This window comes from Streptomyces sp. NPDC018045 (genome assembly GCF_044327445.1).
GTDB lineage: Bacteria > Actinomycetota > Actinomycetes > Streptomycetales > Streptomycetaceae > Streptomyces.
Genome location: NZ_JBIRFL010000005.1, coordinates 370,963 through 385,087, shown reverse-complemented (window position 1 = coordinate 385,087; position 14,125 = coordinate 370,963). Strand labels below are relative to the sequence as shown.

Annotated in this window: 11 protein-coding genes; 7 read left to right on the top strand and 4 right to left on the bottom strand. The window is 71.8% G+C overall.

The features are described 5' to 3' along the window. Nucleotides 1–155 precede the first annotated feature (155 nt). Nucleotides 156–1,115: a phosphotransferase family protein gene (locus ACH4EB_RS15425; protein WP_398347942.1), complete on the bottom strand. Its 960-nt coding sequence runs from the start codon at nt 1,113–1,115 to the stop codon at nt 156–158. Between the two features lie 134 nt (nt 1,116–1,249). Then, complete coding sequence (locus tag ACH4EB_RS15420) at nt 1,250–2,065, bottom strand: TetR family transcriptional regulator (RefSeq protein ID WP_398347941.1); 816 nt, start codon at nt 2,063–2,065, stop codon at nt 1,250–1,252. Between the two features lie 858 nt (nt 2,066–2,923). On the opposite strand from ACH4EB_RS15420, the gene ACH4EB_RS15415 reads away from it, so the two are divergent. After that, nucleotides 2,924–4,165 carry an IS701 family transposase gene (locus ACH4EB_RS15415; RefSeq protein ID WP_398348123.1) on the top strand — a complete coding sequence of 414 codons (1,242 nt, stop codon included), beginning with the start codon at nt 2,924–2,926 and terminating at the stop codon, nt 4,163–4,165. Nucleotides 4,166–4,310: 145 nt separating this feature from the next. Here the strand turns inward: ACH4EB_RS15415 and ACH4EB_RS15410 are convergent, their stop codons facing one another. Together ACH4EB_RS15410 and ACH4EB_RS15405 are read right to left on the bottom strand one after the other, a co-directional pair. Continuing rightward, the gene (locus ACH4EB_RS15410; protein ID WP_398347940.1) at nt 4,311–5,729 is read right to left on the bottom strand and encodes an NAD-dependent epimerase/dehydratase family protein; all 1,419 of its coding nucleotides are present in this window, start codon (nt 5,727–5,729) and stop codon (nt 4,311–4,313) included. 140 nt (nt 5,730–5,869) lie between these two features. Further along, the gene (locus tag ACH4EB_RS15405) at nt 5,870–6,484 is read right to left on the bottom strand and encodes a ScbR family autoregulator-binding transcription factor (RefSeq protein WP_398347939.1); all 615 of its coding nucleotides are present in this window, start codon (nt 6,482–6,484) and stop codon (nt 5,870–5,872) included. Nucleotides 6,485–6,700: 216 nt separating this feature from the next. Here ACH4EB_RS15405 and ACH4EB_RS15400 point away from each other — a divergent pair, with 216 nt between their 5' ends. From ACH4EB_RS15400 to ACH4EB_RS15375, 6 genes are all read left to right on the top strand, one after another. Beyond that, complete coding sequence (locus ACH4EB_RS15400; RefSeq protein ID WP_398347938.1) at nt 6,701–7,906, top strand: ScbA/BarX family gamma-butyrolactone biosynthesis protein; 1,206 nt, start codon at nt 6,701–6,703, stop codon at nt 7,904–7,906. A 798-nt stretch (nt 7,907–8,704) separates the two neighbouring features. Beyond that, nucleotides 8,705–8,866 (top strand): hypothetical protein, encoded by a 162-nt coding sequence (locus ACH4EB_RS15395; RefSeq protein WP_398347936.1) that lies wholly within the window; start codon nt 8,705–8,707, stop codon nt 8,864–8,866. A gap of 335 nt (nt 8,867–9,201) precedes the next feature. Further along, the gene (locus tag ACH4EB_RS15390; RefSeq protein WP_398347935.1) at nt 9,202–10,515 is read left to right on the top strand and encodes a hypothetical protein; all 1,314 of its coding nucleotides are present in this window, start codon (nt 9,202–9,204) and stop codon (nt 10,513–10,515) included. A 332-nt stretch (nt 10,516–10,847) separates the two neighbouring features. Further along, entirely contained in the window at nt 10,848–11,432 is a 585-nt protein-coding gene (locus ACH4EB_RS15385; RefSeq protein WP_398347934.1) for a hypothetical protein, read from the top strand. A gap of 49 nt (nt 11,433–11,481) precedes the next feature. Further along, a complete protein-coding gene (locus ACH4EB_RS15380) occupies nt 11,482–13,062 on the top strand; it encodes an MFS transporter (RefSeq protein ID WP_398347933.1) in 1,581 nt (526 codons plus the stop codon). Between the two features lie 539 nt (nt 13,063–13,601). Further along, nucleotides 13,602–14,048: a hypothetical protein gene (locus ACH4EB_RS15375; protein ID WP_398347932.1), complete on the top strand. Its 447-nt coding sequence runs from the start codon at nt 13,602–13,604 to the stop codon at nt 14,046–14,048. Nucleotides 14,049–14,125: the final 77 nt, after the last annotated feature.

Below are 14,125 nucleotides of genomic sequence, written 5' to 3'. Positions count from 1 at the left end.
ACCCGGCTCAGCGGTCGTCCGAATATGCGGAGGCGCGCCTGCCACACCCGTCTCAGTGGTCGCCCGAACAAGTGGAGGCGGACCGTCCGCGCCCGCCTCAGCGGTAGGCCGAACTCCCGGCGTCAGCCGCATACTCAGCCCCGCCGGAGCCGAGTTCAGTCGCGCAGACCCCCGGCGAACGGCAGCGTCCGCCACTGCTCGATGGCGGGCTTCAGCGCCTCGACGAGCATCGGCAACTGCGGCACGAGCGCGAGGCACGCCACCACCCGGATCATCCCCACGGCGGTGACGAGGCGCAGGACCCGCTCGTCGAGCTGCCGCAGACCGCGGCGCCGCGCGGCTTCGTCGTACGCGGCCTCGCACTCGGGTCCGAGCACCGCCACGTCCCACTCGACCGGCCCGAGCGTGGCCAGTTCGAAGTCGGAGTACAGCTCGCCGCCCTTGGCGGCGACGATGTTGACGGCCGGGGCGTCCCCGTGGATCGGCTGGACGTCGACGCCGGGGAACTCCGCCTCGAACGCCGCACGCGAGCTGACCAGGGGCTCCAGGATCGCCCACTCCCGGCGCGCGCGGTCGAGACCGGCCGGCTCGATGAGATCCGGCCGCCCTTCGAGGGCGGCCAGCGCCTCCGTGGCGAACCGCGGTTCGGCGGCCGACAGGAACGGCAGCTCCCCCGGGTACGCGCGCAGCGCGGCGTGCAGATCGGCGGTCAGACGGGAGTTGTGCACGTAGTCGGGCTCACGGCCCCCGTCCTCCTCGACGAACTGCCAGAACGTCATCGAGAAACCGTCGCGCCGCACGGGCTCCCGCGGCACGAGCGGGCTCGGCGGAATCACCGGAACCCCCTCCCCCGCCAGCCAGCCCACCACATCGAGCTCCACCCGCTGACGCGCCGCCTGGACATCGGTGTCGGCATACGGCGGCAGGACGGTCGGCACCCGGACCACCACGGGCGCGGGGGCGAGGTGCACCACGACGGAGAACATGTCGTGCAGCACCTTCGGGTCGGTCACCGTGAGCCCGAGCCCGCGTCCCGCGGCGACGGCCGCGCCCAGCGCACGTGACCTGCGGGCGGCGAGCTGATCGGGCGTCATGAAATCCGGCAGTCCTGGCATAGGAGCGATGGTGCCATGGGGGTGGGGGAGTGGCGATGGGTTTGTGGGTGGGTCGCGGTCGGGTGGTTGGCGGTTGAGGGGGGCGTCGGTTGGGAGCTCTCCGGTTGGGGAATGGCCGGTCGCCGGCCGGGTGATCACCGCGACGCGGCGCGCACCCGCCCCTCGCCCGACCGGGAGCACTCGCCCACCCGGTGGTCGGCCACCCGATGTTCCAGCACCCGATGGTCGGGCATCCGGTGCTCGCCCGCGCGGTCCCCGCCCACCGGCTCCTCGCTCGCCCGGTACTCCCCCGACCAGCTCTCCCCCGTCCGGCTTTCCCCCGGCGCACTGTCGTCGGCCACCAGGAGCGGCGGTCGCGCGCCGAGCACCAGGCCCCATACGCGGTCGACGTGCTCATACGGGGACAGCCCGGCCGTCGCGCCGCGCGGGACGCCGATGCGGGCCGCGAATTCCGCGCCGGTCACCACGGAGATCGCCGTGGCGGTGACCGCCTCCGCGGTCGTCCAGCCGGCGAAGTCCGGGCGCGCGCGGTCGACGAGTTCGCCGAGCGAGGGCAGCCACATCGCGTACCAGGTGTCGCCGTCGTCCGGGAAGTCCCAGGCGAGGCGGGCGGCGGCCCGTACGGCGGGTTCCTCTTCGAGCAGCCGCGCGAGGGTGCGGGTGAAGGTGACGACCCGTCGCAACTCGCCGCGCGCACTGGCCCTGGGGCTCCGGCTCGCCGTCATGAGGGAGGTCAGCGCGCTCCGGGTCAGCGCGCAGCCGGCCTCCCTGACCGCTTCGGCGAGCGCGGCCTTGGACGGGAAATGGAACGTCAGGCCGCCGATCGTGACGTCCGCCGCGGTGCTGATACGGGCCATCGAGGCGCCCGCGTACCCCTTCTCGGCGATCTCGTCGGCGGCGGCCCGCAGCAGCGCTCGGCGCGTCCGCTCAGCTCGGTCCTGTCGCGCCATTGTCCCGCCTCGGTGATCGCCCTCGGTTGCCAGCGCCGTACCGGTGACACCCAACCGTCCATGCTAGGCGTGGGTTTGGCGGCTCGCACGGTCGCTGCGGCAGTTGGCGGAGACTTGATCAGTATGGGAACCGGGGGCCGTCGCGGGTAGTCGCGCGACGGCCCCGGGCCGTGCCCGTTCCGTCCCCCGGGCGGGCGCGGGGCGGCCGCCGAAGCGGAATCCGGGCCCGCGCCGGGCGCGCGATCCCCGCGACGCGGCCGCCCCGCGTCCGTACCGGGTCGCGGTACCGGTACGGACGCGGGGCCGGGGGCGCTCCCGTGCCCATCTCCGGGCTGTCGCCGAAGCGGCCGCTTCCCCTCCGCGCACCCGCGGGCCGGCCGCCGTTCGCCGACGCCCGCCCGGCTCCTGGTACGCCGAAAAAAGCCCAGGGCCTCGTGGGCTCGCAAAAAAAACGATCGTTCTTTATTCTTTGCTGGTCGGCGCCCGATTCACGGGATGACCACGGGAGGGAACGAACACATGACGACAGAAACTGCGCATCCGGCCACCCGCACCCCCGCACGATCCCTGTCCGCATCCCTCTCTTCCAGCCACCCTCTCGCAGCGTGCGGCGTGTCCGACAAGTCGGGTGTGCGCGATGCCTCGGGTGCCCCCTCCGACACCCTCCCCGCCGGCTCCGGCCGGGCCGCCCGCAACGGCCGGTCCTCCGCCCGCAACGGAACCAGCGGCAGAACCCCGGCCGCCGGAACCACCGCACCCGCCGGGCGAACCGGAACCGCCCGCAGGCCGGGCCGGGCCGAAGCCCCCGCCGCGCCCGCACGCCCTGCCGCCGCGTCCGGCGGCTCCGCCTCCGCACTCGTGTCCGAGGCGGCCGCCCCGCCCGAGACGTTCGACGCCTTCGCGGACGACCTTTTCGGCCATCTGCCGCGTACCGACCAGCGCCGCTGGGCCCACGCCTACCTGCTGGCGCTGCTGACCACCGAAGGCAAGAAGTCCGTACGGCGCCTGGCCGCCGCCGTCTCCGACTCGCCCACCGCCTCCCAGTCGCTGCACCAGTTCCTCAACGCCAGCCCCTGGGACTGGAACCCGGTGCGCCGCGAACTCGTACGCCGGGCGGAACAGCCCACTCCGCCCCGGGCGTGGATCCTCGCCCCGGCGGTGCTGCCCAAGCGCGGCGGGCACTCCGTGGGCGTCCACCGCCGCTTCGACTCCGCCGCCGGGCGGACCGTGAGCTGCCAGCTCGCGATGGGCATGTTCCTGCCGGTGGGGGACGTCCCGGCTACTGCCGCCGTATCCGCTTCCGTCGCTTCCGCCTCCGTCGCGTACGGCGCGTCCGGTGGTGGGGCGAGGGGCTCGGGGGCCTCGGCCGCATCGGGAACCTCGGGCGCCTCCGCCGCATCGGCCGCCGGTGACTGCGGCGGCAGCGCGGCCGTGTCCGTCGACTGGCGGCTGTTCCTGCCGCCGCAGTGGGCCGAGGACCCCGCGCTGCTGCGCCGCAACCGCATCCCCGCCTCGGAGACCAACCACCCCCGCCCGATGTGGGTGCACGCCCTCGACCTCGTGGAGGCGCAGGCCGCCCGTTCGACCTGCCCGCCGGCGCCGGTCGTGGCGGACCTGAGCGAGTACTCCGACTCCGTACGGCTCATCGAGGCGCTGGCCCGGCAGGGACGCGACTTCGTCATCGCCGTACCGCCCGCCACCGCGCTGGCCACCCCGGCCACACCCGGCATGCCCGGCGACCCGGGAGCGCGCCCGCGCCTGTTGCAGTCCGCGCCCACGCCCGTACGCCTGCCGGGCTCACACCACACCTACCGCGCCTTCACCGAGCCCGGCGCCGCCAACGCCCGGCCGTCCCGGATCTGGCTCACCAACATGGCGCACCGCCGCATGGGACAGCTCGTCGGCCTCGCCCGGCTGCACCAGCTCCCCACGGCCACGCTGCGCACCCTCGCGACCGACTTCGGCCTGTACGACTTCGAGGGACGCTCCTTCCCGGGCTGGCACCACCACATGACACTGACCTCCGCCGCGCACGCCTACCGCGCGCTGACGGAGGTGCCGGATGAGCAGACGATGTCCACAGTGCGGTTCGTGTCCTGACGGGGTGTCCTGACGGGGCGGTTCGTGCCCTGACGGGGCGGTTCGTGTCCTGACGGGGCGGCTGCGCTCTGACGGTGCGGTTTGTGCCCTGACGGGGCGGCTCGTGTCCCGACGGTGCCGGTTTGCGCCCTGACGGGTCAGCGGATCAGGACGTACGGTCCGTCGTCGCGCGGGCGCGGAGGTGGGAGCGGTACCAGTCGGCTGCTTCCACGAGCCGTGCGAGGGGGCCGGGGCCCGGGTCGCAGTCGGCGGCCGTCCACACCTCGTCGCTGCGGTACCAGTGGTCACTGGCCAGGAGGGCGAACTGCCGCTCGCTCACCCGGCCCGGGGTGGAGCTGAGCTTCTCCAGGCACGCGTCCCAGGTGAGGTCGGGGAGGCCGGAGAGGCTGGAGGTATCTGAGCGGCCCGGGAGGTCGGGACCATCGCTGCCGTGCGGGGAGGCGGCGTTCGGCTGCGGGAGGACGCCGTGGCCGATCAGGGTGTCCATGAGGTCCCCGTTGCGTACGGGGGTGGGGTGACTGGCGTGGTGGACGCCGCCCGGGATGCCGTCCGCCGCGAGCGCCAGCCGCGCGAACAGGCGGGCCAGGTCATCGACCGCCACGACGGAGAGCAGACCGCGCCCGCCGTCCCAGCGCGCCGGGACCCGGACGAGCAGTTCGGCCAGCGCCGGCACCACCCACCGGTCGCCCGCCCCGAGCACCAGTCCCGGACGCAGCACCGTGCCCCCCGCCGCCAGCACCGGACGTTCGGCGGCGAGGCGGGTGCGGCTGGCCGGGGAGACCGGCGCGGGCTCGACCTCGTCCACGTCCAGACCGGCGTGCGGCCCGGCCCCGTACACAGCCGCGGTGGAGAGCTGGACGATCCGGCCGACACCCGCGCGTACGGCCTCGTCGACGAGGGCCGCGGTGCCCCGGACGTTGACCAGTTCGCAGCGCTCCTCGTCCCGGCCGATGTCGGAGGCGAGGTGCAGCAGGACGTCGGCGCCTTCACAGACACCGCGCAGGGAATCGGGGTCGGAGAGGTCGGCTGCGATCCATTCGACGGTGGTCGCCGGATCGGACTGCGGCTGTGACTGCGACTGCTGCGGCGGCTTCGGCTGGTGGGTTACGGGTGGCTTGCGGGCGATGGCGCGGAGGTGGAGCGGGCGGGAGGCCGGACGGGAACGCGGGCGCGGGTACGCCGCCCCTTCCGCGCCCGGAGCATGCAAAACCGAAACCGGATTCTGATATGCCCCCGGATTCGACGCCATGTCCGGGAGCGTCACACCCGGGAATGCCATGTCCGACGCCGCCGCTTGCGTACCGGTACCGGCGTACGTACCAGCGCCGGCGTACGTACCAGCGCCGGCTTCCGTACCGGCAGCGGCGCGCGTATCAGCGTCGGCTTCCGCACCGGCAGCGGCGCGCAGCAGTTCCCGCACCACCGCGGAGCCGATGAATCCGGTCGCCCCGGTCACCACCACCCGCCAGGGGGCCACCGCCGACGCGCTACCCATCACGTGATCATCCGCCGTGCTCTGCGCCGTCATGTCCTCTGCCGCGCCCTCGACCATGCCCTCCGCCATGTCCTCTCTCGCCGTCTCCGCTGCCGGTGCTGTTGTCCGCCATGGTCGCTGATGCCTTCGCCGTGGCTGTCACCGGTGTCGTCACCTGATCGGGCATCGCGGCCGTCACCACCTCCGGCGGGGAGAGCGCGGGCTCACCCTCAGGCCACCGCCCGCCTCCGCCGTGCGGCGAAGGTGACCTGCTCTCTGATGGGCGGCGCGGCGACGCCCGGGAGCAGGTAGCGCCAGAGGGAGACAACACGTTTGTGCAGGTCGGCGCGGCCGCTGGAGATCTGCGAGAAGAGCTGCGTGCCGGTGTAGGCGCTGACCAGGACCCATGCCAGCTCGTCCACGTTCACCTCGGGGAGCAGCTCGCCCTTCTGGCGCGCGGCGCGCAACTGGCCGCCGAACTGCTGGGCCCACAGGCGGTACGCGGAGTCGTCCTGGACACCGAATTCACCCTGCTCGACCGCGAGCCTGACGCCGGCCCGCAGGGTGGGGTTGGACTGCAGCTCCTCCGCCAGGTACAGGGTGATGTCGACCAGGCGCTGGAGGCCGTCCTCTCCGGGCGGCAGCTCCAGGCCTCCGCTCTGCTCGACCATCACTGCCTGCGCCAGAGCTTCCTTGGACGGGAAGTGGAAGTACATGCCGCCCTGGGTGACACCGGCACGCTTCATGATCTTGCTGACACTGGCGCCGCTGAACCCGAACTCGTCGAACACTTCGGCGGCCGCCCGGAGGATGACCTCACGTGTCCTGACCGCACGCTCCTGCATGGACAGCACCAGCTCCCTCGACAAACAAAACGAATACTATTTATTTTATGAGCGCCGAGGCTCTCACGCGGTGACAGCTCAACCGGCCACACCGCGACCCCCGTTGGCCACCAGGCGCCCCGCACAGGACGACACCGGCCCGCTCCGGGAGCCCCGGCGGACCACAACGGGCCGCAACGGACCGGACCTGCAGACACTCCTCAGGGGGATACCCGCATGAGCACCACCGGCCAACTTCCCACGTCCTCCGCACCCACTGCCGCCGGGCCGCGCCCGCGCACGCTGACCACCACCGTGCCCAAGGAGTATGTACACAAGACGGCGCTCTCCGAGGTCCTGCTCACCAGTTGGAAGGAGACGGCTCCGGACGTTCACGTCGTGACCGCGGAATGGCCGCGGGCCCACACGTTCTACTCTTCCAGGAACCGGCTGCACGACCCCCTTCTGCTCGTCGAGACGATCCGGCAGACCATTCCGCTGCTCTCGCACCTCGCTTACGACGTGCCGTTCGGACACCAACTGATCTGGGATCACTTCACTTATGCGCTCGACCCCGGCGTACTGCGTACCGAGACTGCCCCCACCGAGATCGAACTACGCATCGTCTGCTCCGACGTCAAACGCCGCAAGGGCACACTGGGTGCCCTGACCATGGATGTCGAGGCGACCCGGAATGGCGTCCGCCTCGGTACCGCGGTCGCCCGATTCACCAGCCACGCGCCGGCCGTCTACCGCCGTCTGCGCGGCGAATACGGCGACGCCCGTGAAGCGATGGCCCGCGCGGTGCCGCTGCCGCCGCCGGTCGCGCCGCGGCGGGTGGCCCGCACCCAGTACGAAAGTGTCATGCTCTCCCCCACGGACACCCACAACCGCTGGCAACTCCGTACGGACACCACCCACCCGGTCATCTTCGACCACCCGGTCGACCACGCCCCCGGAATGCTTCTCCTGGAAGCGGCCCACCAGGCCGTCCACGCATTGCTCCACCCGCTGCCGGTGATACCCGTCGGCCTGAGCACCGTGTTCGCGCGATACGCCGAACTGGACGCGCCCTGCTGGATAGAGGCCACGATCCTCGGCCAGGCGGAATCAGGGGCGGGGCCGGGCGCCGGACCGGGTGCGGATTCGAGGACGACTTCGGGGACGGATTGGGCTGGTACAGGGGCGGAGACAGAGGTGAGGACGGGCTTTGCCGCGGCGCCCGAACCCGCGGTTTTCCCGGACGAGTTCCCCAGCGGTCGCCCGGACGGATTCGCGCGCGAGGCCGGACCGCGGACCGACGCCTCCGAGCTCATCCACGCGCGTGTCACCGCGCACCAGAACGGCCAGGAGCTGTTTACCGCGACGGTCGGGGCGCGGCCGCTGGAACTGGTTTCAGCCATGGGACCGGGCTGGGACACGGAGACGTACCGGACGCGGTAGCGGGCGCGGGGTGGCGCCGGGGCGGGGTCGCAGTAGGGCCGGAGTGGGGCCTCAGTAGGGCCTCAGTAGGGTCACATTGGGGTCGGATAGGCATCGGATACGGCGGCGGGTAACCCCGGAAATGGGGCCGGGCATGGGGCCGGACATGAGGACAGGCGCTGGCCCGGATACGGGGTTGGATATGAATCGGATACAGCCCCGTATATGGATACGGAAGCGATTCCAAGGAACTGCCGGGCCCACCCGACAATGCGCGCGGAATCCACGTACAGGCTTTCAGCGATTCCCCCGAGAACCAGAGGAATAAGCCAGCGAAATACACGCTCCGGGACACCCGCCCCCATCCGCCCGAGGACTCCTTTGGGCACTCTCCGATCGAACGTACATCGCGCGTCATCCGGCTACGACTTCGGGAGATTCGCCGGTCGTTGAGCCGCTGACGGCCCGTTCACCCCGTGTCCACTTCGTCGCAATCCAGCCACCCCGCACCGTTCCGGCCACCGCCCCTATTGACATGATCATGGCAGACCAATTCTGTGGTCCAGACCTTGCACACCCCGCACACCTCTCGGCCGCGACCGGCTACTACCAGCCACGAGACCCTTGCGAGCTGTGGCCACGACAGGAAAGATCAAGCCAAAGTGTCCGTTCGTGTCAGCGTTTGAGCCATCCCCGGATTGCGGGCCTTTGACGATCGCTTGGTCTTTCTTTTACGTTCTAGGGAGCGGCACCCGCGCGACCCGCGTGGCTGATCATCGCCGTTTTCCACCATCCCCTGCCTGTGGAGGCTCGACGGACATGGAAAAGCTGATCAAGAAGATGGCCCAGGACGGCGTCTGGCGCGAGTGGGTCGCCCTGAACTCCCCGCGTGGCGCGGGCAAGGACGGCTGCATCAGCGCGACGAAGTCCGGCTGCATCAGCGCGACCACGGCCGCGCCCAAAACGGGATGTATTTCCTGACCGGGCGCTGAGCCTTCCGGGCGGGGAGTCGGCCGGCGGCCCGCACGCCACCGGCCGGCTCCCCGCCACCCCACCTGGTCCGCGCGCACGACACCGCGCTTTCCGCGGAATCCGCGCGCTCCGCACGCTTCCCAAGCATTCGCATGCTCCGCCCGCTCCCGGCACAAGGCAGGCGCAAGGCAGGCACACGGCCGGCACGACACAGGCGTGACGCCCGCACGACGCAGGCGAAACGCTCGTACGACTCAGGCATATCGACGGTACGACGCAGGTTCTCGTACGCCGCGACACCGATCACTCCCCGTCCGCCAGACAAGACAGACCTGAGGGTGACCATGGATGGCCAGCCGAGCCGGTCGGGACAGCCGACCGCCGACATCGTGAACCGGATAAGGGACATACCGATCTACCGCTCGTCGATAGAGCGGGGGCACTTCCCCATACTGGACAAGCCCGAGATCGCCCGGGGATTTCCGGACAACTGGATGACGCCGGTACTGGCCGACGCACTCGCCGCCGGCGCGGCGGAGTTCGTGCTCTCCACAGGAACCAACCACGCGCGGATGCAGATCATCCGGCCGCCGTACTTCCTGCTGAACTCGTACTACCAGCTCTGGAGTGAGCACCCGGACATCGCCGACACCTGGCACGAGGGGTGCCAACGCGTCTCCCTCACCACCGTGTTGGCCACGGAACACGTCGCACGCGTCAACGCCAAGAAGCACGGCCGGACCGCGCTCGCGCCCGTACCGGACCTGGCGGACCGGCGGCTCGACGACCGCACCTGCTACATCAACCTCACGCTGGACCCGGCCCATTGGGACCGCGCGGACGTCGAGCGGATGCTCGCCGAGATCCGTACGGCCCAGCAGGCCCACCCGCACGGCCGCTACCACCTCGACTGCTCCAGCTACCACTTGGCGCATCTCGTACGGAAGGTGACCGACTGGGGCCTTTGGGACCGCTTCCCGCGACCGGCGAGCATCGTGCACGCGTACGAGTACACGCCGGTGAACGTACGGCGTTACCTGCACGAGCACTTCGACTGCCCGGTCATCGACCTGTTCGGCAGCACCGAACTGGGCTACCTCTACTACAGCGACCGGCACGGCCGGTACCACCCCTACCTCGACAAGATGAGCGTCGAGCTGGTCCCGGTGGAGCCGGGCAGCCAGATCTTCAGCATGATCGTGTCGAGCGTCCGGAACCCGTACATGCCGCTGATCCGTTACCGGTCGGGGGACTGCGCGCGCACGCTGGACGGCACGCCCGACCCGGAGAAGATCACCCGGTTCTGCGGCCGCGAGAAGGAGCTGCTCGCGTCGGCACACGGCCAGGGGCCGGTCGCGCAGGGCGATCTCGACGACTGCGTCAGCGCGGCGTCGCCCCGCGTCTTCGTCCACCAACTGCGCGTGCCCGGGGACCGGAGCGGAGCCGAGCTGCGGTACACGACGTTCGACGGCGCGCCCGTGGACGCGTCGGAGGCGGCGGCGCTGAGCACGGGCGTGGAGCGCCTGACCGGCCTTCCGTGCCGGGTCGAGCACCACGCGCACATCCCGATCGGGAAGTCGGGGAAGTACGCGTGGCTGGAGCATGAGCAGAGCGGCCAGGGCCAGGGCCAGGTGCCGGAGCACGTGGGCGAGCCGTGAGGCGCTGAGGCGGGTGCGGGCGGATGCTCGCCAGGTACGGGTGTGGGTCGGGGCTCGCCGGGGTGGGCCGATGCTCGCCGGCGCGGCCTGGGGCGCCGGCTCAGAGGCGTGGTTCTCGGGCTCGTACACGCCCCCCACCTGGGCCGCCGGGCACCCCGCGAACGGCCCGGCTCCGTCCAGACCCCGGTCCGAACGTCCCGGCTCCCGCCCCGAATCCGGAACGAACACCCCGGCTCCGCCCCCGGATTCGAACCGAACACACCAGCTCCACCCGCGCATCCGGACCGAACGCCCAGACCGCCCCGAACGGCCCCGAAGACACCGGGAGAACCATGACCACGCAACCGCAGAAAACGCAGGAATCGCAGGAACCGCTCCAGGGTTCCGCTGCCCAGGAGCCGCGCGCCGCCACGGACGGCCTCGTCACCGAAGACGACCTCATAGCCCTGCTCGGCGAGCGTCTGCACACCGAAGTGGTGCAGCACTTCGTCGCGCTGAGCGGCGCCGAGAACGCGTACGTGGAGCGCCAGGTCACCGAGTGCCTGCGCTACCTCTACCTCGTCTCCCGCCACCGTGAGCAGCTCAGCGGCCTCTTCCTGCCCGTCGAGCAGGACATCGACGAGATCTGGCACTACCTCATCCTCCAGACGCGCGAGTACCGCGAGTGGTGCGAGCAGCGGCTGCCGGGACGGTTCTTCATCGAGCACCGCAGCATCGGCTACGACGCGTACCAGCAGGAGCCGGGGCGGGAGCAGGTGATCGAGGAGGCCCTGCGCTGGATACCGCTCTACGTCCGGGAGTTCGGCCCCTTCGACGAGGGCGCCCTGCCGCACTGGACGATCGTGCGCTTCCTGCACGACCAGCTCAGCATGTCGCTGCGGGACATCGCGGCGCTCCAGCCTGCCGGCGCGCCCTGAGCGTGCTTTCGGGGCAGCCCGAGACCCCCGAGAACGAGGAAACGAACCCATGAGCGCTGAGATGGCGGAACCCCCGGAGCAGAAGCGGGTGCTGACCGTGCTCGCCCTGTCGCAGACGCTCAGCGGCGCGGGGCTGGCCGCGGGCATCACGGTGGGCGCGCTGCTCGCGGAGGAGATGCTCGGCTCGACCGAGCTGTCCGGCCTGCCCGCGGCCCTGTTCACGGGCGGTGCCGCGCTCGGCGCCGTCGGCATCGGCCGGCTCTGCCAGCGCTGGGGCAGGCGGCCGGGCCTCACCGCGGGGTACGCGACCGCCGGCCTGGGCAGCCTCGGCGTCGTCGCCGCGGCATCCCTCGGTTCCGTATGGCTGCTGTTCCTCTCCCTCCTCGTCTACGGGGCGGGTACGGCGACGACCCTGATGGCCCGGTACGCGGGCGCCGACCTGGCCGCGCCCGCGCGCCGGGGACGTGCGGTGAGCCTCGTACTGTTCGCCACCACGCTCGGCGCGGTGATCGGGCCGAACCTGGTCGGGGTCACGGGCGACGTCGCGGACGGCCTGGGCGTACCGCGCCTGGCGGGACCGTTCCTGCTGGCGGTGGTCGCGTACGCGGCGGCGGCCGTGGTGCTGGGGCTGTTCCTGCGCCCGGACCCGCTGCATTTGGCGCGGGCGCTCGCGGCGGAGCAGGGGGCTTCCGCATCGGACGCCGCTTCCCCGTCGGACGCCGCTTCCGCATCGGACGCCGCTTCCCCGTCGGACGCCGCTTCCGCATCGGACGCCGCCTCCGCGCCGGATGCTGCTTCCGCGCCGGACGCCGCGGAGTCTTCGGCCGACTCCTCCACGGCCCGTACCGACGCCCGTGGGCTCGTCACCGGTACCGCCGTCATGACCCTCACCCAGTTGGTCATGATCGCGATCATGACGATGACGCCCGTCCACATGCGGGCGCACGGCCACGCCACCGAGACCGCCGGGCTCGTCATCGCCCTGCACGTGGCGGCGATGTACCTGCCGTCGCCGCTCACCGGGATGCTGGTGGACCGGATCGGCCGGCTGCGGGTCGCGGCGGCCTCCGGCCTCGTCCTGCTCGCCGCCGGCGCCCTCGCCGCACTCGCCCCCGCGCACTCCGTGCCGGCGCTCGCCACCGCCCTCGTACTCCTCGGGATCGGCTGGAACTTCGGCCTCGTCAGCGGCACCGCCATCGTCACCGACGCCGTACCGCTGGCCACCCGCGCCTCGACGCAGGGCCTGGTCGACGTGGGCATCGCCATCGCGGGCGCCACGGGCGGCATGGCGTCGGGGCTGGTCGTGGCCACGGGCGGCTACTCCACGCTGGGGCTGAGCGGCGGCATCGTGGCGCTGGGCCTCGTACCGCTGCTGGCGCTCAGCGGGCGCGCGGGGCGCAAGGGGCACGTGGGACGTACGGAGCGTGGAGACCGTACGGACGGCGGAGATCGTACGGACGGTGGAGTCCGTACGGACAGCGGAGACCGTAAGGGCAGCGGAGACCGTAAGGGCGCAGGCACCGACATCGGTACAGCTACGGCACCGGGATCGGCACCGCCTGCCACCCCCACCGCGACGGCCCCTTCCACGTCCCCGTCCCCCACCGCGCCCCCGGGGGACCAGGCATGAAGCACTTCCCTGGCATCACCCGCCGCAAAGACGCGAAAGCCGCCCGCCCGGACACGGCCGGCCACCCGGCCCACTACACGGCTTCCAACCGCCCGCACAGCCCGCCGGGCGCGGGGTCGGTCCGCACGGCGGCCACGGCATCCCGTAACGCGGCCCGTGCGGCGGCCCGTACGGCCACCCGTCGTACGCCTGCCACCGCTGCGTCCACCAACCCCACCAGCACGCGGCCCACCACGCAGGCCCGCATGCGGACCGCCCCCCGCGTGCAGCCCCACCCCGACCGACAGCCCCAGCGCACCCAGAACACGCAGAACACGCAGAACACGCGCACCACCCGAAACACACACAACGAACGGCATAACCGAAACACCCGAAACGACCGATCCCCCCGCCCCTCCCGGAGCATCTGGAGCACCCGGAGCCCTCGCACTCCCCACAACTCTCACCGCCCCCACCGCTCCCGCTACCCCCAGCTCCTCCGCTCCACCACCCCCCTCACTCCCCTCAGCATCCTCAGTCTCCTCGGCATCTTCGCCGTGGTGCTGACCCTGCTCTTCTACGGAACGGCAGCGGCCAAGGGCGGCAAGCCCCCGTCCCTCACGGCCGCCGGCGCCGCGCCCGCGCAGGCCCCCGATCCGACCCCCACCCCGGCGGCTCCCCCGGGCGCACACGGACCTCCCACCAAGGTGTCCCCCGCCCAGGCCAACTCCTCCACGGGCATCCAGTACCGGCGTGACAACGAGCGCGACCCGGGGCGCGAGAAGGACAAGGACCGTAACCAGGCGCGCCGTTGCACGCGGGCCGCGCCGGGCGCGCCGTCCCCGTACCGCCGTCCGGTTCCGCCGCACCCGTACGCGGCCCGGTCCTACCCGATCGTCGCTTTCTTCCCTTCCCACACCGGCACCGCCGCCACGTTCATCACTGCAAGACCAGGCGTGGCCGCCCGCCCCGCCCTGCACTGTCTGCACTGCGTCTTCCGCTGCTGAGGAGTTCTGCAGGGGCTTCCTGCTCCGCACCAGTCGAAGGTTCTGCCATGACCTCGATGGCACCACTCAACCGACCA

Coding starts and splice junctions, on each gene's coding strand:
- ACH4EB_RS15425 (WP_398347942.1), bottom strand. CDS start 1,115: ATGCCAGGACTGCCGGATTTCATGACGCCCGATCAGCTCGCCGCCCGC.
- ACH4EB_RS15420 (WP_398347941.1), bottom strand. CDS start 2,065: ATGGCGCGACAGGACCGAGCTGAGCGGACGCGCCGAGCGCTGCTGCGG.
- ACH4EB_RS15410 (WP_398347940.1), bottom strand. CDS start 5,729: ATGGCGGAGGGCATGGTCGAGGGCGCGGCAGAGGACATGACGGCGCAG.
- ACH4EB_RS15405 (WP_398347939.1), bottom strand. CDS start 6,484: ATGCAGGAGCGTGCGGTCAGGACACGTGAGGTCATCCTCCGGGCGGCC.
- ACH4EB_RS15400 (WP_398347938.1), top strand. CDS start 6,701: ATGAGCACCACCGGCCAACTTCCCACGTCCTCCGCACCCACTGCCGCC.
- ACH4EB_RS15395 (WP_398347936.1), top strand. CDS start 8,705: ATGGAAAAGCTGATCAAGAAGATGGCCCAGGACGGCGTCTGGCGCGAG.
- ACH4EB_RS15390 (WP_398347935.1), top strand. CDS start 9,202: ATGGATGGCCAGCCGAGCCGGTCGGGACAGCCGACCGCCGACATCGTG.
- ACH4EB_RS15385 (WP_398347934.1), top strand. CDS start 10,848: ATGACCACGCAACCGCAGAAAACGCAGGAATCGCAGGAACCGCTCCAG.
- ACH4EB_RS15380 (WP_398347933.1), top strand. CDS start 11,482: ATGAGCGCTGAGATGGCGGAACCCCCGGAGCAGAAGCGGGTGCTGACC.